A 24,499-nucleotide genomic window follows, 5' to 3' on the forward strand; every position below is an offset into this window, starting at 1 on the left:
GTGATCCTAGGGGCAGGGTCGGGAACGGGTTCGGGTCGGGGGCATAGCTTTTTGGTGGAGCACTATGCCTGCGCTCTATGTGGCGCTCGATGTCGGGCTGGTGCTTGTTCGCTGCGGCAGCGTGGCCAGCACGACGCCGGCCAGCGCCAGGCCATAGGCCAAGGCCTGCATCGCGCTGGGGCGCTCGCCCAGCAGCAGGCCGATCAGCGCGGTGGCCAGCGGCAGAAAGACCATGAAGACGCCGGCGCGCGCGGCCGGCACGCGGCGCAGCCCGCTCATCCACAGCCAGACGGTGATCATGCTGGCCGCGGCCGCATAGAACAGCAGGAGGCCCCAGATCGAGACGCCGGGCCGCGTGAAGTCATAGCTCAAGGCCTGCCACAGGCCCAGCGGCGTCACCAGGAGCAGGCCCCAGAGATTGATCAGCGCGCTGATGCGCTTCGGGCCGACATGGGCGGTCAGCTTCTTGCCGATGACCACATAGCAGGCCTCGCAGAACACGGCGCCGAGCAGCAGCAGCGCGCCCAGCGGCGAGGTGCTGGCGCTGCCGGCATCCTTGGCCAAGGCAACCAGGGCAATGCCGGCAACGCCCAGCGCGATGCCGGCCAGCACGCGCGGCGCGATCCGCTCGCGCAGCAGCAGCCAGCTCAGCAGGGCAACGGCGGCCGGGATGCCGGCCAGGATCACGCCGGCAACGACGGCCGAGCTGTGGCGCAGGCCGTAAAGCAGGCAGATCGAGAACAGGAAGTTGCCGAGGAAGGATTCCCAGAACAGCAGGCGGCGCGAGCGCCGGTCCAGCGGCGCCTCATCGGCCTCGCGTTTCAGCCAGGGGGCCATCAGAACGGCGGCGATGCCGAAGCGCAGCCAGGCCAGCAGAAAGACCGGGAAGACGGCGACCAGCAGCTTGGACAGGCCGACATAGCTGCCCACCAAGCTGGTGCTGGAGGCCAGGCAGGCATAGGCCAGCCAGGGAATGCGGTGCGCGGATGCAGGGGACGAAGACATGCGGGCATTGTCCCTGCTCGGCCACAATCGGGCCCATGAGCGAAAAGATCGACGAGAACAAGGAGATGGCGGCGCGCGCCGCCGAGCTGCGCGCGACGCTGAACCACCACGCCCATCTGTACTACGTGCTGGACGCGCCGACCCTGCCCGATGCCGAGTACGACAAGCTGTTCCAGGAGCTGCAGGCGATCGAGGCGGCGCAGCCGGCGCTGCGGACGCCCGATTCGCCGACGCAGCGGGTGATCGGCCAGGTGCTGGCCGGCTTCACGCCGGTGCGGCATGCGGTGCCCATGCTGTCGATCCGCACCGAGACCGATACCGAGGCCAGCGGCGCCGAGAACTTCGACGCCCGCGTGCGCCGCGAACTGGGTCTGGCCGCCGAGGCGCCGCCGGTCGAATACGCGGCCGAGCTGAAGTTCGATGGCCTGGCGATCAATCTGCGCTACGAGCGCGGCCTGCTGGTGCGGGCGGCCACCCGCGGTAATGGCGAGACCGGCGAGGACGTCACACAGAACATCCGCACCATCGGCCAGGTCCCGCTGCGCCTGGTCGATGTCACGGCACCGGTGCTGGAGGTGCGCGGCGAGGTCTATATGCGGCGCGACGATTTCGAGGCGCTCAACGAGCGCCAGCGCGCCGCCAACGAGAAGACCTTCGTCAATCCGCGCAATACCGCCGCCGGTGCGGTGCGCCAGCTCGACCCGGCCCTGGTGCGCCAGCGGCCGCTGAGCTTCTTCGCCTACGGCCTCGGCGAGGTGCAGGGCTGGGACATCCCGGCCACGCACAGCGGCCTGCTCGATGCCTTCCTCGCCATGGGCCTGCCGGTGTCGGCCGACCGTGCCGTCGTGCAGGGCGCCGCCGGCCTGGTGGCCTTCCACCAGGCGATGGGCAGCAAGCGCGACGAGCTGCCCTTCGATATCGATGGCATCGTCTACAAGGTCAACAGCCGCGCCTTGCAGCAGCAGCTGGGCTTCGTCACCCGCGAGCCGCGCTGGGCGGTCGCCCACAAATACCCGGCGCAGGAGCAACTGACCCGGCTGAACGGCATCGAGATCCAGGTCGGCCGCACCGGCAAGCTGACGCCGGTGGCCAAGCTGGAGCCGGTCTTCGTGGGCGGCACGACGGTGTCGAACGCGACCCTGCACAACTTGTTCGAGCTGCGCCGCAAGGGCGTGCGCATCGGCGACCAGGTGATCGTGCGCCGCGCCGGCGACGTGATCCCGGAAATCGTGGGCAAGGTGGACACGCCGCGTCCCGCCTATGTGCCGAACTTCCGCATGCCCCGGGCCTGCCCGATCTGCGGCAGCGAGGTCGTGCGCGAGCAGGGCGGCATCGACCATCGTTGCAGCGGCGGCATCTCCTGCCCGGCGCAGCGCAAGCAGGCCATCCTGCACTTTGCCGGCCGCCGCGCGCTGGACATCGAGGGCCTGGGTGACAAGCTGGTCGATCAGTTGGTCGACGGCGGCATCGTGCAAAGCCTGCCCGGCCTCTATAAGCTGGGCGTGGCCAAGCTGGCCGCGCTGGAACGCATGGCCGAGAAGAGCGCGCAGAACCTCGTCGCTGCGCTGGAGAAGAGCAAGAGGACCACGCTGGCGCGTTTCCTGTTCGGCCTGGGCATACGCCAGGTCGGCGAGTCCACCGCCAAGGACCTGGCCAAGCATTTCGGGTCCATCGACAAGCTGATGCGGGCCAGCGTGCCCGAGTTGCTGGAGGTGCGCGACGTCGGCCCCATCGTTGCCGAGAGCATCCATACCTTTTTTGCCCAGCCTCACAACGTCGAAGTGGTGGAGCAGCTGAAGGCCGCCGGCCTGCACTGGGACGAGCACGACGGCGCCAACGCCGATCAGGGCCCGCGCCCGCTGCTGGGCAAGACCCTGGTGCTGACCGGCACCTTGCCGACCCTGTCGCGCGATGCGGCCAAGGAACTGATCGAGAACGCCGGCGGCAAGGTCAGCGGCTCGGTGTCGAAGAAGACCCACTATGTGATCGCCGGCGAGGAGGCCGGCTCCAAGCTCGACAAGGCGCGCGAGCTGGGCGTCGAGGTGCTGGACGAGGCGGGACTGATGGCCTTGCTGGGCGGCTGAGGCTAAGCTGGGCTGTCGCCACCCGCGCAGGAGTCGCCGATGAGCCCTCCCGATTTCGAGCAGTTCGCCGCCGCCAAACGCGCCGCCGGCTTCGACGAGGTGCTGGCGCGCGAATGGCCGCCGCTGACCGTCCTCGATGAGCATACGCACGACTTCGCGCTGCAGGCCCTGCTGGTGCGCGGCGAGATGTGGCTCAGCGTCGCTGGCCGGACGCGCCATCTGCGCCCCGGCGATGCCTTCGAGCTCGCCCATGGCGAGCCGCATGCCGAGCGTTACGGGGCCGAGGGCGCCTGCTACTGGGTGGCGCGGCGCGCCGCGGATAAATAAGGCGGACTCAGCGGCGGGCCTGGCGCTGGCGCTTGACCTCGTACATGGCCGCATCGGCCAGCGTCAGCGCGGCCTCGACATCGGGCACCTGCCGAGGCGCCAGCGCGACGACGCCGATGCTGGCGCCGGCGTAGTCGAGCCGGTGCTCGCCGAGCTGGAATTCGCCGACCGTGGCCTCCGCACAGCGCCGCTGCAGCGCCGCGGCGGCCTTGCCGGCGAGCTCGCCGGCAAGGCCCTGGGCATCGAGCGCCGGGCCGCCGCTGACCAGCACGAACTCGTCGCCGCCCAGCCGCCCCAGCACATCGCCGCCGCGCAGCACGGCCGACAGGCGGCCCGCCTGCTCTTGCAGAAACAGATCGCCGCAGTGATGGCCGTAGCGGTCGTTGATGCTCTTGAAGCCGTCCAGATCGATCAGGCCCACCAGCACGCTGCGGCCCTCGCGCCGCGCCTGGCTGAAGCGGCGCTTGAGCTCGTCGAGCAGTGCGCGGCGGTTCGGCAGGCCGGTCAGCGTGTCCAGCAGCGCATAGCCGAGCAGCTGCTCATTGGCCTGGCGCAGGCGCTCGAGCAGGCGCTCGCGCTCGATGAAGTCGCCGATCAGCTGCGAGAACAGGCGCAACACGGCCTCGGCCTCGCCGCCCACGCCGCGCGACTCGCCGCTGGCCGCGCACAGCGTGCCCAGCAGCTCGTCCTGCTCGCCGCGCACCGGCGTGCTCAGATAGGTCTGGATGCCCAGCTGTCGCGCCGCATCCGAATCGCCCCAGCAGGCCGGTACGTCGGTGGTTGCCATCCGGCCTTCTTCCAGCGCGCGCTTGCACAAGGTATCCGACCAGGGGACGCTCAGGCCCTCGGGGATCGTCATCGTGCCGGCGTTGCGCGCGAAGAGGATGTGCTGCACATCGGCCTCGAAATCGATCATGGTCAGATAGGTCGACTCCAGGCCGGTGACCTTGCTGAGCATTTCAAGCAGCGGGCGCGTCAGTTGTTCGAGCGAGCGGGCCGCGGGCAGGGCGGTCGAGAGTTGGGCGAGCAGCACGGTATCCATGGGCGGGGGCAGGGCACGGGAACAAACGGTCTGCGGCGATTGTCACACCGGCAAGCGCGGCAAAACCAGCTCGAGCGGGCTCGCGGGCGAAGGGAAAACCCGGCGCGCCTTCAGCGGACGAGGGCCAGGATCGCCTGCGCCATTCGCGCGGCCGCGCCGCGATGCTCGGCGGCGAAGGCTTGCGCCCGGCCGGCGATCGCGGCGCGGCGCTCCGGCTGGGCGCACAGCGCCAGCGCCTCGTCCAGCCCGGCGCTCATATCGGGCACGCGCAGCGCGGCCCCAGCCGCCTCTGCCAGCTCGGCCGCCTCGGCGAAATTGAAGGTGTGCGGGCCCATCACGATCGGGCAGCCGCAGGCGGCCGCCTCGATCAGGTTCTGGCCGCCCAGCGGCGCGAAGCTGCCGCCAAGCAGGGCCGCGTCTGCCAGCCCGTAGTACAGCGCCATCTCGCGCATCGAGTCGCCCAGCCAGGCGTCCGCCGCCAGCGCCTCCTCCGGGGGCAGATCCTGCCAGCGGCTGCGCCGCGCCAGGCGCAGGCCGGCCGCCTGCAAGAGCGCGGCGACCTCGTCGAAGCGCTGTGGATGGCGCGGCACGACGAGCAGCAGCGGCCGCTCGCTGCCGGGCCGCTGCTGCCAGGCCTCCAGCAGCAGCGCCTCCTCGCCCTCGCGCGTGACTGCGGCCAGCAGCACCGGCCGGCCCAGGTGCTCGCGCCAGGCCTGGCCGCGCGCCAGCAGCGCCGCGTCCGGCTGCAGGTCGTATTTCAGATTGCCGACCACCCGCACGGCGGCAACGCCGCTGGCGCGCAGGCGCGCCGCATCGGCCTCGGTCTGCGCCAGCGCCAGCGCCAGGCTTTGCGCGGCCGGGCGCAGCAGCGCGGCGAAGCGTTCGCCGCGGCGCTGGCTGCGCGCCGACAGCCGCGCATTGGCCAGCACCATGGGGACGCCGGCGCGCGCCGTCTCCTGCTGCAGATTCGGCCAGATCTCGGTTTCCATCAGCACGCCCAGCGCCGGCTTCCAATGGGCGAGGAAGCGCCGCACCGCGCCCGGCGTGTCATAGGGCAGCCAGGCCTGCGCGTCGCCGGCTTCGAGCAGGCCCAGGCCGGTTTCGCGGCCGGTGGCGGTGCTGTGCGTCAGCAGCAGTCGCAGGCCCGGCCGCAGCCGGCGCAGCTCGGCGATCAGCGCCGCGGCGGCGCGCGTCTCGCCCAGCGAGACCGCATGGATCCAGAGCCAGCCCTGGCCGCCCGCCGGCGCCTTGTACAAGCCCAGCCGCTCGCCCAGAAAGCGCCGGTACAGCGGCTCGGCCGCGCCGCGCCGCCACAGCCGCAAGAGATACAGCGGCGTGGCCAGGCGCAGCAGCGCGCCATAGGCGAGGCGGGCCAGGCCTTGCTTCAATGGCCGGCCGCGAAGGTGGCGTCGGGCTTGATGCGCTTCAGCTGTTCCAGCACGTCGTGCTGGATGCGCGCCAGCGCCTCGGGCGTGTGGCCCTCGAAGCGCAGCACCAGCACCGGCGTCGTGTTGGACGGGCGGATCAGGCCGAAGCCGTCGGGGTACTCGATGCGCAGGCCGTCAATGGTGATCAGCTCCTTGGCGCCGGGGAAGTCGGCCAGCGTCGTCTGCGCCTTCAGCTTGGCGACGACCTCGTGGTGCTCGCCCTCCGCGCAGGGCACGTTGATCTCGGGCGTGTTGAAGCTGTTCGGCAGCGCCTTCAGCACGGCGCTCGGGTCCTTGGCGCGCGACAGGATCTCCAGCATGCGGCCGGCCGTGTACATCGCGTCGTCGAAGCCGTACCAGCGCTCGCTGAAGAAGATATGGCCCGAGAGCTCGCCGGCCAGCGGCGCGCCGGTTTCCTTCAGCTTGGCCTTGGCCAGCGAATGGCCGGTCATCCACATCAGCGGCTTGCCGCCATGCTTGCGGATCCAGGGGGCCAGGCGTTGCGTGCACTTGACGTCAAAGATGATCTCGGCGCCCTTGTTGCGCTTCAGGATGTCGGCGGCCAGCAGCATGATCTGGCGGTCCGGCATGATCATCTCGCCGTCGGCGGTGACGATACCCAGGCGGTCGCCGTCGCCGTCGAAGGCCAGGCCCAGCTCGGCGCCGGTGGCGTGGACGATGCGCTTCAGGTCCTCGAGGTTCTCGGGCCGGCTCGGGTCCGGATGGTGGTTGGGGAAGTCGCCGTCGACCTTGGAGAAGATGTCGATCACCTCGCAGCCCAGCGCGCGCAGGATGGCCGGGGCGCTGGCGCCTGGGATGCCGTTGCCGCTGTCGACGACGATCTTCATCGGGCGCGCCAGCTTGCAGTCGGAGACGATGCGCTGGGTGTACTCGGCCGTCACGTCCATCTTGGCGACGCGGCCACGGCCCTTGGCATAGTCCTCGGCCTCGATGCGGCGACGCAGGCCCTGGATCTGCTCGCCGTAGACGGCGGCGCCCTGCAGCACCATCTTGAAGCCGTTGTAGTCCTTGGGGTTGTGGCTGCCGGTGACCATGATGCCGGAGTTGCAGCCGTGCTGGCCGCGTGTGGCGGCGACGTAATAGAGCATGGGCGTCGTCACCGCGCCGATGTCGACCACGTCCAGGCCGGTCGAGCGCAGGCCGCGGATCAGCGCGGCGACCAGGCCGGGGCCCGACAGGCGGCCATCGCGGCCGACGGCCACGGCCTTCTCGCCCAGGGCCTTGGCCTCAGTGCCGAAGGCGCGGCCCAGGTGCTCGGCCAGCTCTTCGTTCAAGGTCTGGCCGACGACGCCGCGGATGTCATAGGCCTTGAAAATGGATGCGTGGACTTGCATGAAAACCCTGTTGTTCGATTGGTGGACAGCGCGGATTGTAGGCATCGGCCTTGCACCCCCGCGGCTGCGGCCGCCGGCCGCTGTCGATCCGTCGGCCCGGCTGTCGATCGGTCGCGCCGGCGGCCCCTGCGGCCGCGCCGTTTCCTACACTGGCGGCATGAGCATCTGGCATTCATTCCGCAAGGCCTGGCGCGCCCATTGGCGGCTCAATCCGCAGCGCAGCGAGCCGCTGGCACTGCAGGGAGCGGTGACCCTGGCCAGCGGCCTGCTGGTCGGCCTGGCGCTGGCGCTGGGCGCCGGCCTGCAGAACCACAATCTGTTCAGCGCCGTCTGGCTGCACACGGTGGCGCCGGCCAACACCCTGCTGGGCCAGGCCGTCGCCGTCTGCTTCCATCTGGCCTACCGGCTGATCGAGGCGGCGCTGCCGGCCGCGCAGGTCGAAAAAATGGCCGCCTGGCGCGACTGGCGCGCGGCGCTGCTGCATGGCGGCATCGCGATGGTCTGCGTCAGCGCCGGTGCGGTGTCCGGCCTGCTGCTGGTCGACCGCATCTGGCAAATGAACGCCTGGTCCCAGGTGCTGGGCGACGGGCGGGCGGTGCTGCAGTTCCTGCTGATCTCGCTGCTCGTCAGCGGCCTGCAATGGCTGTGGTGGCGCATGCGCTGGCGCCAGCAGGACCTGCAGCTGCGCGCGACCGAGGCGCAATTGAAGCTGCTGCAGGCGCAGATCGAGCCGCATTTCCTGTTCAACACCCTGGCCAATGTGCAGAGCCTGATCGACTACGACACGCCGCGCGCCAAGCAGATGCTGGAGGCCTTCACCGACTATCTGCGCGCCAGCCTGGGCCAGCTGCGCGTCGAGGACAGCAGCCTCGGTGCCGAGCTGGCCATGGCCGAAAGCTATCTGCAGCTGCTGCAGACGCGCATGGGCGAGCGCCTGCGCTTCGTCATCGAGGCCGATGCGGCCGCCCGCGCGGCCGTGCTGCCGCCGCTCTTGCTACAGCCGCTGATCGAGAACGCCATCCACCATGGGCTGGAGCCCAAGCTGGAGGGCGGCCGGGTGCAGCTGAGGGCGACGGTGGAGGCCGGGCGGCTGCAGGTCTGCATCGACGACGACGGCCTGGGCCTGGCGGCGCCGCGCCGCGCCGGCCGCCGCCCCGGCAGCGGCCTGGCGCTGGAGAACATCCGCGCCCGGCTGGCCACCCGCTATGCGGAGCAGGCCTCCCTGCATCTCGAGGCGCTGCAGCCGTCTGGCACCCGTGCGCTGCTGAAAATCCCTTACGCCACCGCCCAAGCATCATGACGATGAGCACCCGCACCCGCGCCCTGATTGCCGACGACGAACCCCATCTGGCCCAGTACCTGCGCGACCAGCTGGCGCAGCTCTGGCCCGAGCTGGAGATCGTCGCCATGGCCCGGAACGGCGTCGAGGCGGCCGCCGCCATCGCCGAGCTGCAGCCCGAGCTGGCCTTTCTGGACATCCAGATGCCGGGCCTGAGCGGCCTGGAGGTCGCGCAAGGCATCGAGGGCGCGACCCGCGTCGTCTTCGTCACCGCCTACGACGAATACGCGGTGCAGGCCTTCGAGCAGGCGGCGCTGGACTATCTGCTCAAGCCCTTGAAGACCGAGCGCCTGGCGCGCACCGTCGAGCGGATCCGCGCCGGGCAGGCGCAGGGCGACGACGCGCGCCTGGCCGGCGCGCTGCAGCGCCTGCTGGGCGCCGAGACGCCGGCGTCCGCCCGGCCGCCGCGGCTGCGCTGGGTGCGCGCGGCCCAGGGCGATCTGATGCAGCAGATCGCCATCGAGGACGTGCTGTTCTTCCATGCCGACGACAAGTACACGGTGGTGCAGACCCGGGAGGGCGAGCAGCTGATCCGCACACCCATCATCGAGCTGCTGCCGCAGCTGGACCCGGAGCAGTTCTGGCAGGTGCACCGCTCGACCCTGATCAATCTGGCCCATCTGGCCGGCACGCGCCGCGACGAGGCGAGCCGGCTCTTCGTGCGCATCCGCGGCCATGCGCGCGAGCTGCCGGTCAGCCGCGCCTATGTCCATCTGTTCAAGGCGATGTAGGAGCGCGGGTGTCTACAGGCCCTGCGCCGGCCTGAAGAGGCCGCCCGGATCGATCGCGGCCTTGATCTGCCGCAGCCGCGCCAGATTGGCGCCCCAGTAGGCCTCGCCCGGATTGGCGATCAGGCCGTCGAGGTAGTTCGCATAGGCGCGGCCGCTGCTCCAGGAGGCCATCTGGCCGCGCAGGCCATGCGTCCAGACGGCAGCCTCGTCCAGCGTCGCCGCCGCCGTGCCGGGCGCGTATTCGGCGACGTACTGCGCACTGAACAGCGCGCCGCGGTGCGGGAAGGCCGTCGCCTCCGGTGCGACGCGCGCGATCGCGCCGCCCATCAGGTTCAGGATCACCGCGCCGGCGCGGCCGCCGCGCGCCTGCACGGCCGCCTGCAGGGCCGCGATGCCGGCCGGCGGCAGCGGCGCGTCGAAGAAGTCCGAGCTGGCCGCCATCGCGACCCGGGCCAGCCGCCCCTGCTCGTGCTGGCTGGGCAGATGGCATTGGGCGCTGCTCAGCCCGGCGCAGTCGCCCAGCATCAGCTCGCGATAGCCGCTGGTCTCGACCGAGGCCGGCGTCAGCGGCGTGCGGGTGATGCGCTCCAGCAGCGGCGGCCAGTGCGGCGCCAGCAGCTCCGGCGTGCCGGCGGCGACGCCCCAGAGCGTACAGACACCGTTCGGCGACAGGACCAGCTGCGACCACACCGCATCGGGCAGACCCTGCTGCGGCCAACGCTGCCAGGCGTCCAGCACGGCCGGCAGATCACCGAGCGGGAACTGCGCGCGAAAGCGCGTCAGCGGCGTGATTGCATGGGTGGCGAAGCGGAACTCGGTGACGATGCCGAACTGGCCGCCGCCCCCGCCACGCAGCGCCCAGAACAGATCGGCGTTGTGCTCGGCATCGCACAGCAGCTCCCGGCCATCGGCGCTCACCAGCCGGGCCGACAGCAGCGCGTCGCAGCTGAGGCCATAGGCGCGGTCGACGATGCCGAAGCCGCCGCCCTGGGTGATGCCGGCGATGCCGACCGTCACGCAGCTGCCCGAAGCGATGCAGCGGCCGCGCGCGATCAGGGCTTCGTAAACATCGGCCAGCTTGGCGCCGGCACCGACGGTGGCGATCGTGCCGTCCAGGCTCACGCCGTCCAGCGGCCCGCAGTCGATCACCAGGCCGCCGGCGATCGTGCCGTTGCCCAGGTAGCCGTGGCCGCCGCCGCGCGGCACCAGGGGCAGCTTTTGCTCGCGCGCGAAGGCCAGGGCCGTCACGACGTCGGCCGTGGCGGCGCAGCGCAGCAGGGCCAGCGGTGTCACCGCGTCGTAGCGCGCATTGGCGACGCGGGCATAGCGGTCGAAATCGGCCTCGCCCGGCCGCAAGAGCCGACCCTGCAGCCGCGCGGCCAGGGCGTCCCAGGCGCCGGACGCGGGGCCGGCCACCGGCGGCGGGGCCGGAGCGGGCGAGGGCGGAATGGGCTCACTGCCGCCACCGCCGCCGCCACAGCCGGCCAGCAAGGCCGCCAGAGACCCGCCCGCACCCCAAGCAAGAAACTGCCGTCGCTCCATCGCTCGCTGCCTCGATAATTCCAATCAAATACCAATATAAGTCCTGTTGGCTTAATTGGTCTGCGGGTTTGCCAGCGGAGCTCAAGCGCTGGGACATGTCCGAAAACGGCCGGCCCGCCAACGGCCGTCGACCTAAGATGGCCGCCATGTCCATGCCCCATCCCTCCGATCCCCTGCTTGACGTCGCCCAGTGCTATCCGGCCCTGCTGGCCCGCGATGCGCGCTTCGACGGCCGCTGGTTCGTCGGCGTCACCTCGACCGGCGTCTACTGCCGGCCGGTCTGCCGGGTGCGCATGCCCAAGCCCGCCAACTGCCGCTTCTTCGCGACGGCGGCCCAGGCCGAGGCGGCTCGCTTCCGGCCCTGCCTGAAATGCCGACCCGAACTGGCGCCGGCGGCCGGCACGCGCTGGAGCGTGATGGACGCATCCCAGACCCTGGCCCGCCAGGCGGCGGCCCTGCTGGACGGCGGCGAGATCGAATCGGTGGAAGGCCTGGCCGCGCGGCTGGGCATCACCGACCGCCATCTGCGCCGCATCTTCGCCGCAGAGCATGGCGTGACGCCGCTGCAATACCTGCAGACCCGCCGCCTGCTGCTGGCCAAGCAGTTGCTGGCCGACAGCGCCTTGCCGATGACCGAGGTGGCCGCCGCGGCCGGCTTTGGCAGCCTGCGCCGCTTCAATGCGGCCTTTGCCGAGCATTACCGGCTGCAGCCCTCGTCGCTGCGCCGCGGGGCGCCGGCGATCGCGACCGCCTGCGGCGAGCCGGCCCTGCGACTGGCCTACCGGCCGCCCTATGCGGTGGATGCACTGCTGCAGTTCCTGGCCGCGCGCGCGATTCCCGGCATCGAGCAGGTCGATCCGTTGCAGCGCACGGTCACCCGGACCCTGCGTGTGCGGCACGGCGGGCGCTGGCATGCCGGCCGCATCGTCGCGCGTTTCGACGCCGCGAAGTCGCTGGTGCTGCTTTCGCCCTGCGCGGCCGTCTGGGGCGCGACGGCCAGCCTGATCCCCATCGTGCGGCGCTGGCTCGATCTGGACGCCGAGCCGGCGGCCGTCGACGAGCAGCTGGGCGGCCTGGCCGCGGCGACGCCGGGCCTGCGCCTGCCAGGCTGCACCGACCGCTTCGAACTGGCCGTGCGCGCCGTGCTGGGCCAGCAGATCACCGTCGCGGCGGCCCGCACGCTGGGCGCGCGCTTTGTCGAGCGCTTCGGCGAGCCGCTGGACGCCGCGCAGGCGCTGCCCCGCGTCGACCGTCTGTTTCCCTTGCCCGAGCGGATCGCGGCGACGCCGGCGGCGGCGATCGCCGAGCTGGGCATCATCGGTCGCCGTGCCGAGGCGCTGATCGCGCTGGCGCGCGCCTGGCCGACGCTGCGCTACGCGAGCGGCGAGGGCGCGACGGCCGAGGCGCTGGCCGAGCTGGAGCAACTGCCCGGCATCGGCCCCTGGACCGCGCACTACATGCTGATGCGCGGCTGGAGCTGGCCCGATGCCTTCCCGCCCGGCGATGTGGTGCTGCGGCAGCGCCTGAGCCAGGGCCAGCCGGCGCCGCTGTCGGCCCAGGCCTGCCAGGCGGCGGCCGAGCGCTACCGGCCCTATCGCAGCTATGCGGTGCTGCAACTCTGGCGGAGCCCGGCATGAAGATCCAGCACCATATCGCCCAGCACCGGATCGCGACGCCGCTGGGCTGGTTGACGGCAACGCGCAGCCGGCGCGGCATCTCGGGCCTGTGGTTCGACGGGCAGAAGCACCATCCGGGCCGGCTGGAGCTGCCGCCGGCCGCGCCCGACGATCCGCTGTTTGCCGCGCTCGAGCGGGCGCTGCAGCGCTATTTCGCCGGCCATGCGCTACCGCAGGACTTGCTGCGCGAACTCGATCCGCAGGGCACGCCCTTCCAGCGCGAGGTCTGGCGCGCCCTGCTGGCGATCGCGCCGGGCGGCAGCGCCAGCTATGGCGGCCTGGCGCGCCAGCTCGGTCGGCCGCAGGCCGCGCGGGCGCTGGGCGCGGCGGTGGGCCGCAACCCGATCTCGATCTTGATACCCTGCCACCGCGTGCTCGGCGCCGGCGGCGAACTGACCGCTTATGCCGGCGGCCTGCAGCGCAAGAAGGCGATGCTGAATCTGGAAGGCGTGAACTACAAGAATGAAGCTGTTTGACCTTGGCGAATTGCTGACCCTGGCCGCGATCTGGGGCGCCTCCTTTCTGTTCATGCGCCTCGGTGCGCACGAGTTCGGCCCGGTCGTGATGGCGGCCTTGCGCGTCGCCGGCGCCAGCCTCGCCCTGCTGCCGCTGCTGGCCGCCCGCCAGGGCCTGGCCGAGCTGCGGCGCGAATGGCGGCCGCTGCTCTTCGTCGGCCTGCTGAACAGCGCCTTGCCCTTCGTGCTGTTCAGCTTCGCCGCACTGTCGATCACGGCCGGCCTGTCCAGCATCCTGAACGCGACGACGCCGCTGTGGACGGCGATCGTAGCCTGGCTGTGGCTGAGCCAGCGCCTGAGCCCGCTGCGCATGCTGGGCCTGGCGCTGGGCTTTGCCGGCGTGCTGTTCCTGGCCTGGGACAAGGCCAGCTTCAAGCCCGGTGGCAGCGGCTGGGCGCTGGCCGCCTGCCTGCTCGCCGCGCTGTGCTACGGCATCGCGGCCAACTACATCAAGCGCCGCATGAGCCATGTCGGCGCGCTGACGGTCGCCACCGGCAGCCAGCTGTTTGCCGCGCTGATGCTGGCGCCGCCGGCCCTGCTGCTGTGGCCGGCCCAGCCGCCCAGCCTGCAGGCCTGGGGCGGCGTCGCCCTGCTGGCGCTGCTGTGCTCGGCGGTCGCCTACATCCTCTACTTCCGGCTGATGCTGCGCATCGGCGCGACCAACACGATCGCGGTGACCTTTCTGATCCCGGTCTTTGCGGTGCTGTGGGGCTATGTCTTCCTGGGCGAGATCTTCAATGCGCAGATGGCGCTGGGCTGCGCGATCGTGCTGTTCGGCACGGCGCTGGCCCTGGGCCTGATCGGCGCGAAGAAGAAAAAAGCCTGATCAGGCGAGCAGCAGCTCGGCCGGCCCGGCCTCGATGTGGCCGATCACGGCCGCGTCGGCAAAGCCGTGGCGGGCGAAGACGGCCAGCACCTGATCCAGCGACTCGGACGTGCAGGAGACCAGCAGGCCGCCGCTGGTCTGCGGATCGCTGAGCAGCGCGCGATCCTCGGGCGCGAAATCGGCCGGCAGCTGCACTTGCGCGCCATAGCTATCCCAGTTGCGCGCCGAGGCGCCGGTGACCAGGCCCTGGGCGGCCAGTTCGCGCACGCCGGCCAGGCGCGGCACGGCGGCCCAGTCGATGTGCACGCGGGCGCCGGCGCCGCGGGCCAGTTCCAGGCCGTGGCCGGCCAGGCCGAAGCCGGTCACGTCGGTCAGCGCATGCACGCCGTCGATGGCGGCAAGATCCGGCCCCGGCGTGTTCAGCTGGGTCGTGCAGGCGATCATCCGCGCATAGCCGGCGGCGTCCAGCCGCTCCTTCTTCAGCGCCGCCGACAGGATGCCGACGCCCAGCGGCTTGCCCAGCACCAGCAGGTCGCCGGGCCGCGCATCGGCATTGCGCTTGATCCGTTTGGGATGCACCAAACCCAGGGCGACCAGGCCGTAGATCGGCTCGACCGAATCGATCGTGTGTCCGCCGGCGATCGGAATGCCGGCCGCCGCGCAGACGGCCTGGCCGCCGGCCAGGATGCGGCCTATCGTCTCGGCGCTCAGCACCTTGACCGGCATGCCGACCAGGGCCAGCGCGAGGATGGGCTTGCCCCCCATCGCGTAGACATCGCTGATCGCATTGGTCGCGGCAATGCGGCCGAAGTCGTAGGGATCGTCGACAATGGGCATGAAGAAGTCGGTCGTCGCGACCAGGGCCTGCTCCTCGTTGAGCTGGTAGACGGCGGCATCGTCGGCCGTCTCGATGCCCACCAGCAGCTGCGGCGGGAGGAGGGCGGCCGCCGCGCCGCCGCTGGCGCGCAGGATCTCGGACAGCACGGCCGGGGCGATCTTGCAGCCGCAGCCGCCGCCATGCGAGAGCGAGGACAGGCGCGGTTCGGTGGCGGAGCAGGTCGGAGCATTCATGCCGCGATGATACGGGCGCGCCGCCCGGCGGCCGGGCTCAGCCCGGCGCGTCGCTGCTGCGGATGTCGCCGATGTCCCCGATGCCGCTGCCGCGCAGCTTGCGGTACAGCGTGCTGCGGCCTATGCCTAGTTGGCGCGCGGCCAGCGACAGATTGCCTGCGCTGGCGCGCACGGCCGCCTCGATCGCCCGCAACTCGGCCTCGCGCAAGGTGCGCAGCGCCGAACTCTGGTCGACGCGCAGCGGTGCCGGCGGCAGCACGATCGGCGGCTCGCCGTCCGCTTCCGTGGCGGGCAGCGCCTGTACGCTCGCCACCGTGCTGCGGCCGCTGCGGCCGGATAAGCCCAGGCTCAGCTTGGCCTGCCACTCGCCATGCGCATGCCGCAGGGCCAGGCCATGCTCGGGATGCTGCTGCGCGCCGTCGATCAGCTGGGCCAGGCCCTGGTCGAACAGGCTTTGCACGCTCTCGCGCTTGAGCTGGGTCGCACTGCGGGCCAGCAGCTCGGCCGCGCGGCGGTTCGCGCCCAGCACGCGGCCGTCCTCGGCCAGCGCCAGCACGCCCTCGTGCAGGGTGCCCAGGCCGGCGGCGCTGGAATGGAAGTGCAGGCGCAGGTCGGCGCGGAAGCGGTCGGCGAACCACTGGTTCTCGATCAGGCGCGCCGCCATGCCGGCCAGCGCCAGCGTGTGGGGGTGATAGGAGCGGCGGTCGCCGGAGACGTCGATGACGCCCAGCAGCGCGCCCTTGTGGTCGAAGATCGGCGCGGCCGAGCAGGTCAGGAACTGCATCGCGCGCAGGTAATGCTCCTGGCCGTGGACCAGGGTCGGCGCCTCGGTCATCAGCACGGTGCCGACCGCGTTGGTGCCCTTGTCGGCCTCGGCCCACAACGCGCCGGGCGCCAGTGCCACCTGCTGGGCGCGCTGCAGAAAGCCGGCATCGCCCAGCGCATGCAGCACGACGCCGCTGGCATCGGTCAGCAGCACCATGCTCTGCGCATGGGTCAGCTGCTCGTACAGCATCTCCATCACCGGCAGCGCCTGCGCGCACAGCCGCGCATTGCGCTCGCGCAATTCCTGCAACTGGGCGGGGCCCAGGCGGTGCAGATCGGGCGCCGTCTGCGGCAGCAGGCCGAAGGCGGCGCTGCGTTCGTGCGAGCCGGCGATCGTCTCGGCGTGCCGGGCGTCGGCAAGCAGGCGCTGCACGGCGGCCGTCGCCGGCGCTTGCCGCGAAGTAGCCATCGAATCCATCCCCCTGGGCGATCTGGTTGCGGGCGACTATCGCCGACAAGCACGGCGCTCGGCAATCGAGGGCTTGCCCTGAGGCCACCCCGGGGGAAGGGTCAGACGTTGCTGGTGGCGCGGACTTCCTCGATGGTCGTCAGGCCCTGCAGCACCTTGACGATGCCGTCCTGGCGCAGCGAGCGCATGCCCTCGGCCAGCGCCGCGTGCAGCAGCTCCTCGGCACGTGCGCCGGTCTGGATCATCCGGCGCAGTTCCTTGGACACCAGCAGCAGCTCGTGCAGGCCGGCGCGGCCCTTGAAGCCGGTCTGCTCGCACTGCGCACAGCCGGGGCAGCGATAGCGCATCAGCCGGCCGTTCTCGCCATAACGGCTGATCCACTCGGCCAGCACCGCCTGGCGCACCGGCCGCTGGTCGACCGGGAAGACGTGCAGATAGTCGTCCAGCCATTCCTGCTGGTCGGCTTCGGACAGCGGCTCGGCGACGCGGCAGTTCGTGCACAGCCGGCGCAGCAGGCGCTGGGCGACCACGGCCAGCAGCGAGTCGGCGAAGTTGAAGGGGTCCATGCCCATGTCGAGCAGGCGCGTGATCGTCTCCGAAGCGCTGTTGGTGTGCAGGGTCGACAGCACCAGGTGGCCGGTCAGCGAGGCCTCGACGGCGATCTCGGCCGTCTCCTCGTCGCGGATCTCGCCGACCATGATCACGTCCGGGTCGGCACGCAGGAAGGCGCGCAGCGCCTTGGCGAAGGTCCAGTCGATCTTCGGGTTGACCTGCACCTGGCGCAGGCCGGCCTGGGTGATCTCGACCGGGTCCTCGGCGGTCCAGATCTTGCGCTCGGGCGTGTTGATATGGCTGAGCGCCGAATGCAGGGTGGTCGTCTTGCCGGAGCCGGTCGGCCCCACGCACAAGACCATGCCGTAGGGGCGCGAGATCGCCTGCTTCAGCTTGGCGAGGTTGTCCTCGGACAGACCCAGGCGGTCCAGCGGGATCGGCCGGCTGGAGGACAGGATGCGCATCACCACGTCCTCGAGGCCGTTGTTGGTCGGGATCGTCGCGACGCGCAGCTCCAGCTTGTGCTGGGTGGAGAAGCGGGCGAAGTTGATCTTGCCGTCCTGCGGCTTGCGGCGCTCCGAGATGTCCAGATCGCACATGATCTTGATGCGCGCGATCATCGCGTTGCGGTAGGTGTGCGGCAGCTCCAGATAGGGGTGCAGCATGCCGTCGCGGCGGAAGCGGATCTTCAGCTTCTCGCGGCCCGGGTAGGTCTCGATATGGATGTCGGACACGCCCTGCTGGCTGGCCTCGATGATCATCGTGTTGATCAGGCGCACCAGCGAGTTGTCGCTTTGCTCGATCGGCGTCTCGTCCTCGCGGATCGTGCGCTCGTTGCCCTCGCGCTCCAGCGTCTCGATCAGCTTGTCGGCCTTCTCGAGCGTGAAGTCGGGCTGGAAGGCCGGCAGGTTCAGGTCGCCGCGCGAGACGGTCTCGCCGCCGAAGCGCTCGAAGGCATTCGGGATCGCGAACTGCAGCGTGCCGATCTTGGTCAGCGCCGGCGTCACCTTCAGCTGGGTGATGAACTCGATCTCCTCCAGCGCATCGCGCCGGGTCGGGTCCTCCATGGCGACGATCAGCCGGCCCTCGCGCAGCACCAGCGGCAGCACCTCCAGGCGCTTGGCGACCGCATAGGGCAGCTTGTTGACCGCGTCCGGCTCGACCGGGAAGCTCTCGACGTCGACCAGCGGATAGCCCATCTTGCGCGCCAGCGCCGACTGCAGCGCCTGGCGGGTGACGATGCCCTTGCGCACCAGCAATTCGCCCAGCGGCACCGAGCGGTCCTCGCGCTGCTGCTCCAGCGCCTGCTCCAGCTGCTGCTGCGAAACCAGGTCCAGCGCCAGCAGCGCCTCGCCGATGCGCACCATCGGCATCTTGGCCTGCTGCTCGATCGCATGCATCAGCTGCTCGGCCGTGACGATCTGCTTGGCGACCAGGATGTCGCCGACCTTGCGCGAGCGCAGCTCCTGCTGTTCGTGCGCGGCCGCCTCGATCTGCTCGGAGGTGGCCTGCTTGTCCTTGACCAGCAGTTCGCCGATGCGCTCGCCGATCTCGAAATGCTCGAGCACCTCGCGCGGCACGAAGACGCGGCGCACCGAGTCGTCGGCCTCGGACACCGGCGGGAACAGGAACAGGCCCAGCTCGTCCTGGTGGTGGCCGATGGTCACGCCCTTCATCTCGCCGCCGCCGACGAACTGCAGCTTGAACTCGCTGCGCGGGCGCTGGTCCAGGCTCAGCGTCAGGTCCAGATCGATGCCACCGGCGCTGCGCGGCGGCACGGCCAGCGTGCGCAGCAGCTTCAGCGCGCGGAACTGGCTGAACTTCAGCGGCATCGCGCCGCGCGCCGGCGGCATATTGATCTGCACCAGGCGCTCGCGCGGCGCGACCAGAATCACATGGCCGGTGCTGCGGCTGTTGTTCAGGCCGAGGATCTCGCAGGGCTCGGGGCCGGTCTGGGCCTGCGCCTGCGGATAGGCGGCATAGGGCGGCACTGGCCACTGGAAGCTGTCGGACGGGGCGCCGTCGCGGCCGGCGGCCGGGCTGCTGGCCGGCTTGGGCTCGGCATTGCCATGGGGCCAGCTCAGCGGTGACAGATCGGGCATTCAGTTCTCCGGGACGTTGTGGCGTGCCGGGCATGCATGGCCCGGCGGTGTTCGCTCCCCATCCGACATGCTAATTCCATTTGGGCCGCCATCGGCGGACGGCCCCCCGTGGCTACGGGTTAGCATGGACAGCATGAACGAGGAGACGAAGACGCAGGCCGGCGCGCGCTGGCAGTTCTGGATCGATCGCGGCGGCACCTTCACCGATCTGGTCGGGCGCGGCCCGGACGGCGGACTGCGCAGCCTGAAGCTGCTGTCCGAACATCCGGAGCAGTATGCCGATGCCGCCGTCGAGGGCATACGCCGGCTGCTGGGCCTGTCGCCCGGCGAGGCGATCACGCCCGAGCGGGTCGAATGCGTGAAGATGGGCACGACGGTGGCGACCAATGCGCTGCTGGAGCGCAAGGGCGAGCCGACCCTCTTGGTGACCACGCGCGGCTTCCGCGATGCCTTGCGCATTGCCTACCAGGCGCGGCCGCGCCTGTTCGAGCGCCATATCCGCCTGCCCGAGCTGCTCTACAGCCGCGTCGTCGAGGCGCGCGAGCGCATCGCCGCCGACGGCACCATCGCCCTGCCGCTGGACCTGGCGGCGCTGCGCGGCGAACTGCAGGCGGCGCTGGACGCCGGCCTGCGCGCCTGCGCGATCGTCTTCATGCATGGCTGGCGCCATACCGTGCACGAGGCGGCCGCGGCGGCGCTGGCGCGCGAGCTCGGCTTTGCCCAGGTCTCGGTCTCGCACGAGGTCAGCCCGCTGATGAAGCTGGTCTCGCGCGGCGACACCACCGTCGTCGATGCCTATCTGTCGCCCATCCTGCGCCGCTATGTCGAGCAGGTCGCGGGCCAGATGCCCGGCGTGCCGCTGCTGTTCATGCAGAGCAGCGGCGGGCTGACCGAGGCGCGGCATTTCCAGGGCAAGGACGCGATCCTGTCCGGCCCGGCCGGCGGTATCGTCGGTATGGTGCGCACCGGCCTGCAGGCCGGCCACCGCAAGCTGATCGGCTTCGACATGGGCGGCACCTCGACCGATGTCTCGCACTTTGCCGGCGCCGACGCCAGCGACTACGAGCGCGCCTTCGAGACCCAGGTGGCCGGCGTGCGCATGCGCGCGCCGATGATGAGCATCCACACGGTGGCGGCCGGCGGCGGCTCCATCATCCGCTTCGATGGCAGCCGCCTGCGCGTCGGGCCGGAGAGCGCCGGCGCCAATCCGGGCCCGGCCTGCTACCGGCGCGGCGGCCCGCTGACGACGACCGATGCGAATGTGCTGCTGGGCCGCATCCAGCCCGAGCTGTTCCCGCAGGTCTTCGGGCCGGCCGGCGACCAGGCGCTGGACGGCGCCGTCGTCGCACGGCACTTTGCGGAACTGGCCGAGCAGATGGGCACGACGCCGGAGCAGGCGGCGTCCGGCGCCCTGCGCATCGCCGTCGCCGGCATGGCCAATGCGATCAAGAAGATCTCGGTGGCGCGCGGCCACGATGTGTCGGGCTACACCCTGCAATGCTTCGGCGGGGCCGGCGGCCAGCATGCCTGTGCGGTGGCCGATGCGCTGGGCATGGGCCGCGTCTTCATCGACCCGCTGGCCGGCGTGCTGAGCGCCTATGGCATGGGCCTGGCCGACCGCATCGCGATGCGCGAGGCGCAGCTGGAGGCGGCGCTGGACGCGGCCGGCCTGGCCGCTGCCGAGCAGCGCTTCGCGGCGCTGGAGCAGGCGGCGCGCGCCGAGCTGCGCGCCCAGGGCCTGGCCGAGGCCGATCTGCAGACGCGGCGCGGCGCCCGCCTGCGCTACCAGGGCACCGACACCGCGCTGGCCCTGCCCTGGGGCGATCTGGCCGCGCTGCGCCAGCGCTTCGAGGCCGCCTACCGCCAGCGCTTTGCCTTCCTGATGCCGCAGCGGCCGCTGATCATCGAGGCGGTCTCGGTGGAGCTGGTCGCGGCCGGCGCGGCGCTGGACGGCCGTGCCGAGGCCGCGGTCGAGGAACACCGCGCCGAGCCCTTGCGCCAGTTGCCGATGTTCTGCGCCGACGAGGCCTCGGGCGAGGACGGCTGGCGGCCGGCCGGCCTGTTCCGCCGCGAATCGCTGCGCCCCGGCGCCCTCATCGACGGGCCGGCGCTGATCGCCGAGCGCAATGCCACCGTCGTCGTCGAGCCAGGCTGGCAGGGGCGGCTGAGCGCCGGCGGCGCGCTGGAGCTGCGCCGCGTCGCGCCGCGCCGCGAGCGCTTCGCGGTCGGCACCGCGGTCGACCCCATCATGCTGGAGGTGTTCAACAAGCTGTTCATGAACATCGCCGAGCAGATGGGGCAGCGCCTGCAGAACACCGCGCACTCGGTCAATATCAAGGAGCGGCTGGACTTCTCCTGCGCGCTGTTCGACGCGGCCGGGCAGCTGATCGCCAATGCGCCGCATATGCCGGTGCATCTGGGCTCGATGAGCGAGTCGATCCGCACTGTGATCGCCGCCAATCCGGCGATGCGCCCGGGCGATGTCTACATGCTCAACGATCCCTACCGCGGCGGCACGCATCTGCCCGACGTGACCGTCGTGACGCCGGTCTGGCTGGACGGACAGGCGCAGCCCCGGTTCTATGTCGCCTCGCGCGGCCACCATGCCGATATCGGCGGCATCACGCCCGGCTCGATGCCGCCGTTCTCGACCACGATCGAGCAGGAGGGCCAGCGCTTCGACAACTTCCTGCTCGTCCGCGAGGGCCAGCTGCGCGAGGCCGAGCTGCGCGCGGCGCTGGGCGCAGGCCCCTGGCCGGCCCGCAACCCGGAGCAGACGGTGGCCGATCTGCGCGCGCAGATCGCCGCCAACGAGAAGGGCCAGCAGGAGCTGCAGGCGATGGTCGCGCAGTACGGCGCGGCGACGGTGGCCGCCTATATGGGCCATGTGCAGGACAACGCCGAGGAATCGGTGCGCCGCGTGATCGGCGCGCTGAAGGACGGCGGCTACGAGCTGCCGCTGGACAACGGCGCGGTGATCCGCGTGCAGCTCAGCGTCGATCGCATCGCGCGCAGCGCACGCATCGATTTCTCCGGCAGCAGCGCGCAGCTGGCCAACAACTTCAATGCGCCGAAGTCGGTGACGATGGCGGCGGTGCTCTATGTGTTCCGCACCCTGGTGGACGATGACATCCCGCTCAACGCCGGCTGCCTGAAACCGCTGCAGGTGATCGTGCCCGAGGGGACGATGCTGAACCCGCGCGCGCCGGGTGCCGTCGTGGCCGGCAATGTCGAGACCTCCAGCTGCGTGACCAATGCGCTCTACGGTGCCCTGGGCGTGATGGCGGCCGGGCAATGCACGATGAACAACTTCACCTTCGGCAATGCGCGCTACCAGTACTACGAGACGATCTCGGGCGGTTCCGGCGCGGGTGTCGTGAAGGACGACGCTGGCCGCGTCGTCGGGGGTTTTGACGGCACCGCGGTCGTGCAGACGCATATGACCAATTCGCGGCTGACCGATCCGGAGGTGCTGGAGTTCCGCTTCCCGGTGCGGCTGGAGAGCTACGAGATCCGCGCCGGCTCCGGTGGCGCCGGCCGCTGGCGCGGCGGCGATGGCGGCGTGCGGCGCATCCGCTTCCTGGAGCCGATGACCGCCTCCATCCTCAGCAACGGCCGCCAGCACGGCGCCTTCGGCATGGCCGGCGGTGCGGCCGGTGCGCCGGGCATCAACCGGGTGGAGCGCGCCGACGGCCGCATCGAGACGCTGGGCCATATCGGCTCGGTCGAGATGGGCGAGGGCGATGTCTTCGTCATCGAGACGCCGGGCGGCGGCGGCTATGGAGAACCCTTGTGAGCGACAAGACGATTCTGCTGACCGGCTTTGAGCCTTTCGGCGGCGAGACGGTCAATCCGTCCTGGGAGGTGGTGCGTGCGCTGGACGGCGCCGTGATCGCCGGCGCACGGGTCCATGCGCGGCGCCTGCCCTGCGTGTTCGGCGCGGCGCTGAGCGAACTGCAGCGCGCGCTGGACGAGCTCAAGCCTGAGCTGGTGCTGGCACTGGGCCAGGCCGGCGGACGCAGCGAGCTGTCGCTGGAGCGGGTGGCGATCAATGTGGACGATGCGCGCATCGCCGACAACGCCGGCGCGCGGCCGATCGACGCGGCGGTCGTGCCCGGCGGGCCGGCCGCCTATTTCACGACGCTGCCGATCAAGGCCATGGTCGCCGGCCTGCGCGCGGCCGGGCACCCGGCGGGCGTCTCGCAGACGGCCGGCACCTTCGTCTGCAACCATGTGTTCTACGGCCTGCAGCATGCGCTGCGCGAACGGCCCGCAGTGCGCAGCGGCTTCATGCACATTCCCTTGCTGCCCGAGCAGGCCGCGCGGCTGCCGGGGGCGCCGGCCAGCATGGGGCTGCAGGCAATGATCGAGGGCCTCAGGCTGGCGCTGACGCTGGCGCTGCAGACCGAGGCCGATCTGCGGCAGAGCGGCGGCAGCCTGGACTGAGCCGCTCGCCCGGCCTCGCTCACTCTTCGCTATAGCGCCGCCAACGCTCGGTCGCGCGGCGCATCAGCTGCAGCTGGCGCAGAAAGCGCGGGCAGGCGTGGCAGGCCAGCAGATGCAGGCGGACGGCGATGCGGTCGGCCAGCGGCAGGGCCTGCTGCTCCTCGGCCAGCAGCACCAGGCGTGTCACCTCCTTGCATGTGCGGCGCAGCGGTATCACCGTGTCGCTCCTTGTTGATCGCCGGCCGTTGAAAACCAGTTCAGCTGCAGGCAGTCGCGCAGGCGCAGCCGGGCGCGATGCAGCATCACCCACAGATTGGTCGGGCTGATCGCCAGCTCCTTACAGATCTGCTCGCTGTCCAGCTCCAGCCATTCGCGCATCATGAACAGCCGCCCCTGCAGGCCCGGCAGCGCCTCGACGCAGGCATCGAGCACCCGGATGAAATCGAGCTGGCGCAGGCAATGCTCGGGGTCACCCCAGTCGGCCGGATCCTCGCGCCAATGGCCATCGGGCTTGAACAGCTCGGCATCGAGATCCTCGCCATCGTCGCGGCCGACCGTCGTCGAGATCTCGCGGCTGTTGCGGCGGATCTGGTCGATCAGCTTGTGCTTCAGGATGCCGACCAGCCAGGTCTTCAGCTGCGAGCGGCCCTCGAAGCGCTGCGGCTTCTCCAGCGCCGCCAGCAGGGTTTCGGACACCGCGTCCTCGGCCCAGGCCTCGTTGCGCAGCTGCATGCGGGCGTACTTGAGCAGCTGCGGCCGCAGCGCGTCGAGCTCGGAGGCGATATCGCTCATGGACGGAATAGGGGCACGCGGTCCTGAAGTTTGCCGCTGGCAGTGTAAGGACTGCGGCGGCTCTTGCGACTCAAGGCGGCCGACGGCATCATGCCTCGGCCCCACAACCCCGCTACCGACAAGGAAGGATCCCCATCATGAACGCACAGCAGAAGAAGCTCATCGTCTCCTCGGCCATGGCCAGCGCCCTGGCCCTGGGCCTGGTCGGCCAGGCCACGGCCGCCGACGACAAGGCCGCCAAGGAGAAATGCTTTGGCATCGTCAAGGCCGGCCAGAACGACTGCGCCAGCCTCAGCGGCAGCCATAGCTGCGCCGGCCAGGCCAAGGCCGATGCCGCGCCGGACGAGTGGAAGTACGTGGCCAAGGGCATGTGCAAGAAGGAGGGCGGCTTGAGCGCCGACGAGGCCAAGGCCAAGATGAAGATGTGAGGACG

At 70.9% G+C, this 24,499-nt stretch carries 19 protein-coding genes and 1 pseudogene; 10 read left to right on the top strand and 10 right to left on the bottom strand.

Annotated elements, in window-relative coordinates; translation table 11 throughout:
• Positions 1 to 75 precede the first annotated feature (75 nt).
• Entirely contained in the window at positions 76 to 1,005 is a 930-nt protein-coding gene (locus QWJ38_RS09565) for a DMT family transporter (protein ID WP_290358816.1), read from the bottom strand.
• An 80-nt stretch (positions 1,006 to 1,085) separates the two neighbouring features.
• Here QWJ38_RS09565 and ligA point away from each other — a divergent pair.
• Both ligA and QWJ38_RS09575 read left to right on the top strand, forming a co-directional pair.
• Positions 1,086 to 3,089: pseudogene (gene ligA, locus QWJ38_RS09570) on the top strand (NAD-dependent DNA ligase LigA); the annotation flags it as partial.
• Between the two features lie 39 nt (positions 3,090 to 3,128).
• A complete protein-coding gene (locus tag QWJ38_RS09575; protein ID WP_290358818.1) occupies positions 3,129 to 3,416 on the top strand; it encodes a cupin domain-containing protein in 288 nt (95 codons plus the stop codon).
• A gap of 7 nt (positions 3,417 to 3,423) precedes the next feature.
• On the opposite strand, the gene QWJ38_RS09580 is transcribed toward QWJ38_RS09575, so the two are convergent.
• From QWJ38_RS09580 to QWJ38_RS09590, 3 genes are all read right to left on the bottom strand, one after another.
• Complete coding sequence (locus QWJ38_RS09580) at positions 3,424 to 4,458, bottom strand: GGDEF domain-containing protein (RefSeq protein ID WP_290358819.1); 1,035 nt, start codon at positions 4,456 to 4,458, stop codon at positions 3,424 to 3,426.
• A 110-nt stretch (positions 4,459 to 4,568) separates the two neighbouring features.
• Entirely contained in the window at positions 4,569 to 5,846 is a 1,278-nt protein-coding gene (locus QWJ38_RS09585; RefSeq protein ID WP_290358820.1) for a 3-deoxy-D-manno-octulosonic acid transferase, read from the bottom strand.
• Positions 5,843 to 7,240: a phosphomannomutase/phosphoglucomutase gene (locus QWJ38_RS09590; RefSeq protein WP_290358821.1), complete on the bottom strand. Its 1,398-nt coding sequence runs from the start codon at positions 7,238 to 7,240 to the stop codon at positions 5,843 to 5,845. The genes QWJ38_RS09585 and QWJ38_RS09590 overlap by 4 nt, the downstream gene beginning before the upstream one ends.
• 157 nt (positions 7,241 to 7,397) lie before the next feature.
• Between QWJ38_RS09590 and QWJ38_RS09595 the strand changes: the two genes are divergently transcribed.
• Together QWJ38_RS09595 and QWJ38_RS09600 are read left to right on the top strand one after the other, a co-directional pair.
• On the top strand, positions 7,398 to 8,540 hold the full coding sequence (locus QWJ38_RS09595) for a sensor histidine kinase (protein WP_290358822.1): 1,143 nt from the start codon (positions 7,398 to 7,400) through the stop codon (positions 8,538 to 8,540).
• Positions 8,537 to 9,310, top strand: coding sequence for a LytR/AlgR family response regulator transcription factor (locus tag QWJ38_RS09600; protein ID WP_290358823.1), 774 nt, complete (start codon positions 8,537 to 8,539; stop codon positions 9,308 to 9,310). The genes QWJ38_RS09595 and QWJ38_RS09600 overlap by 4 nt, the downstream gene beginning before the upstream one ends.
• A gap of 12 nt (positions 9,311 to 9,322) precedes the next feature.
• Here the strand turns inward: QWJ38_RS09600 and QWJ38_RS09605 are convergent, their stop codons facing one another.
• Entirely contained in the window at positions 9,323 to 10,726 is a 1,404-nt protein-coding gene (locus tag QWJ38_RS09605; RefSeq protein WP_290358824.1) for an FAD-binding oxidoreductase, read from the bottom strand.
• Between the two features lie 272 nt (positions 10,727 to 10,998).
• Between QWJ38_RS09605 and QWJ38_RS09610 the strand changes: the two genes are divergently transcribed.
• The 3 genes from QWJ38_RS09610 to QWJ38_RS09620 are packed head-to-tail and all read left to right on the top strand — an operon-like array spanning position 10,999 to position 13,869.
• The gene (locus QWJ38_RS09610) at positions 10,999 to 12,489 is read left to right on the top strand and encodes a DNA-3-methyladenine glycosylase 2 family protein (protein WP_290358825.1); all 1,491 of its coding nucleotides are present in this window, start codon (positions 10,999 to 11,001) and stop codon (positions 12,487 to 12,489) included.
• Positions 12,486 to 13,004 carry a methylated-DNA--[protein]-cysteine S-methyltransferase gene (locus tag QWJ38_RS09615; RefSeq protein WP_290358826.1) on the top strand — a complete coding sequence of 173 codons (519 nt, stop codon included), beginning with the start codon at positions 12,486 to 12,488 and terminating at the stop codon, positions 13,002 to 13,004. Before QWJ38_RS09610 ends, QWJ38_RS09615 begins: the two co-directional genes overlap by 4 nt.
• Positions 12,991 to 13,869 (top strand): DMT family transporter, encoded by an 879-nt coding sequence (locus QWJ38_RS09620; protein WP_290358827.1) that lies wholly within the window; start codon positions 12,991 to 12,993, stop codon positions 13,867 to 13,869. Before QWJ38_RS09615 ends, QWJ38_RS09620 begins: the two co-directional genes overlap by 14 nt.
• Here the strand turns inward: QWJ38_RS09620 and selD are convergent, their stop codons facing one another.
• The 3 genes from selD to QWJ38_RS09635 form a co-directional block, all read right to left on the bottom strand.
• The gene (gene selD, locus QWJ38_RS09625; protein WP_290358828.1) at positions 13,870 to 14,940 is read right to left on the bottom strand and encodes a selenide, water dikinase SelD; all 1,071 of its coding nucleotides are present in this window, start codon (positions 14,938 to 14,940) and stop codon (positions 13,870 to 13,872) included.
• A 37-nt stretch (positions 14,941 to 14,977) separates the two neighbouring features.
• Positions 14,978 to 16,174: a sigma-54-dependent Fis family transcriptional regulator gene (locus QWJ38_RS09630; protein WP_290358829.1), complete on the bottom strand. Its 1,197-nt coding sequence runs from the start codon at positions 16,172 to 16,174 to the stop codon at positions 14,978 to 14,980.
• A 101-nt stretch (positions 16,175 to 16,275) separates the two neighbouring features.
• The gene (locus QWJ38_RS09635; protein ID WP_434063962.1) at positions 16,276 to 18,162 is read right to left on the bottom strand and encodes a GspE/PulE family protein; all 1,887 of its coding nucleotides are present in this window, start codon (positions 18,160 to 18,162) and stop codon (positions 16,276 to 16,278) included.
• A gap of 799 nt (positions 18,163 to 18,961) precedes the next feature.
• On the opposite strand from QWJ38_RS09635, the gene QWJ38_RS09640 reads away from it, so the two are divergent.
• Both QWJ38_RS09640 and pcp read left to right on the top strand, forming a co-directional pair.
• Entirely contained in the window at positions 18,962 to 22,624 is a 3,663-nt protein-coding gene (locus QWJ38_RS09640; RefSeq protein ID WP_290358831.1) for a hydantoinase B/oxoprolinase family protein, read from the top strand.
• Complete coding sequence (pcp, locus tag QWJ38_RS09645) at positions 22,621 to 23,274, top strand: pyroglutamyl-peptidase I (protein WP_290358832.1); 654 nt, start codon at positions 22,621 to 22,623, stop codon at positions 23,272 to 23,274. Before QWJ38_RS09640 ends, pcp begins: the two co-directional genes overlap by 4 nt.
• 19 nt (positions 23,275 to 23,293) lie before the next feature.
• Here the strand turns inward: pcp and QWJ38_RS09650 are convergent, their stop codons facing one another.
• Together QWJ38_RS09650 and QWJ38_RS09655 are read right to left on the bottom strand one after the other, a co-directional pair.
• Complete coding sequence (locus tag QWJ38_RS09650; RefSeq protein ID WP_290358833.1) at positions 23,294 to 23,491, bottom strand: anti-sigma factor family protein; 198 nt, start codon at positions 23,489 to 23,491, stop codon at positions 23,294 to 23,296.
• Complete coding sequence (locus QWJ38_RS09655; RefSeq protein ID WP_290358834.1) at positions 23,488 to 24,066, bottom strand: sigma-70 family RNA polymerase sigma factor; 579 nt, start codon at positions 24,064 to 24,066, stop codon at positions 23,488 to 23,490. The genes QWJ38_RS09650 and QWJ38_RS09655 overlap by 4 nt, the downstream gene beginning before the upstream one ends.
• Before the next feature lie 137 nt (positions 24,067 to 24,203).
• Between QWJ38_RS09655 and QWJ38_RS09660 the strand changes: the two genes are divergently transcribed.
• A complete protein-coding gene (locus QWJ38_RS09660; protein WP_290358835.1) occupies positions 24,204 to 24,494 on the top strand; it encodes a BufA1 family periplasmic bufferin-type metallophore in 291 nt (96 codons plus the stop codon).
• Positions 24,495 to 24,499 lie beyond the last annotated feature (5 nt).

This window comes from Roseateles violae (assembly GCF_030410485.1).
Taxonomy (GTDB): domain Bacteria; phylum Pseudomonadota; class Gammaproteobacteria; order Burkholderiales; family Burkholderiaceae_C; genus Roseateles_D; species Roseateles_D violae.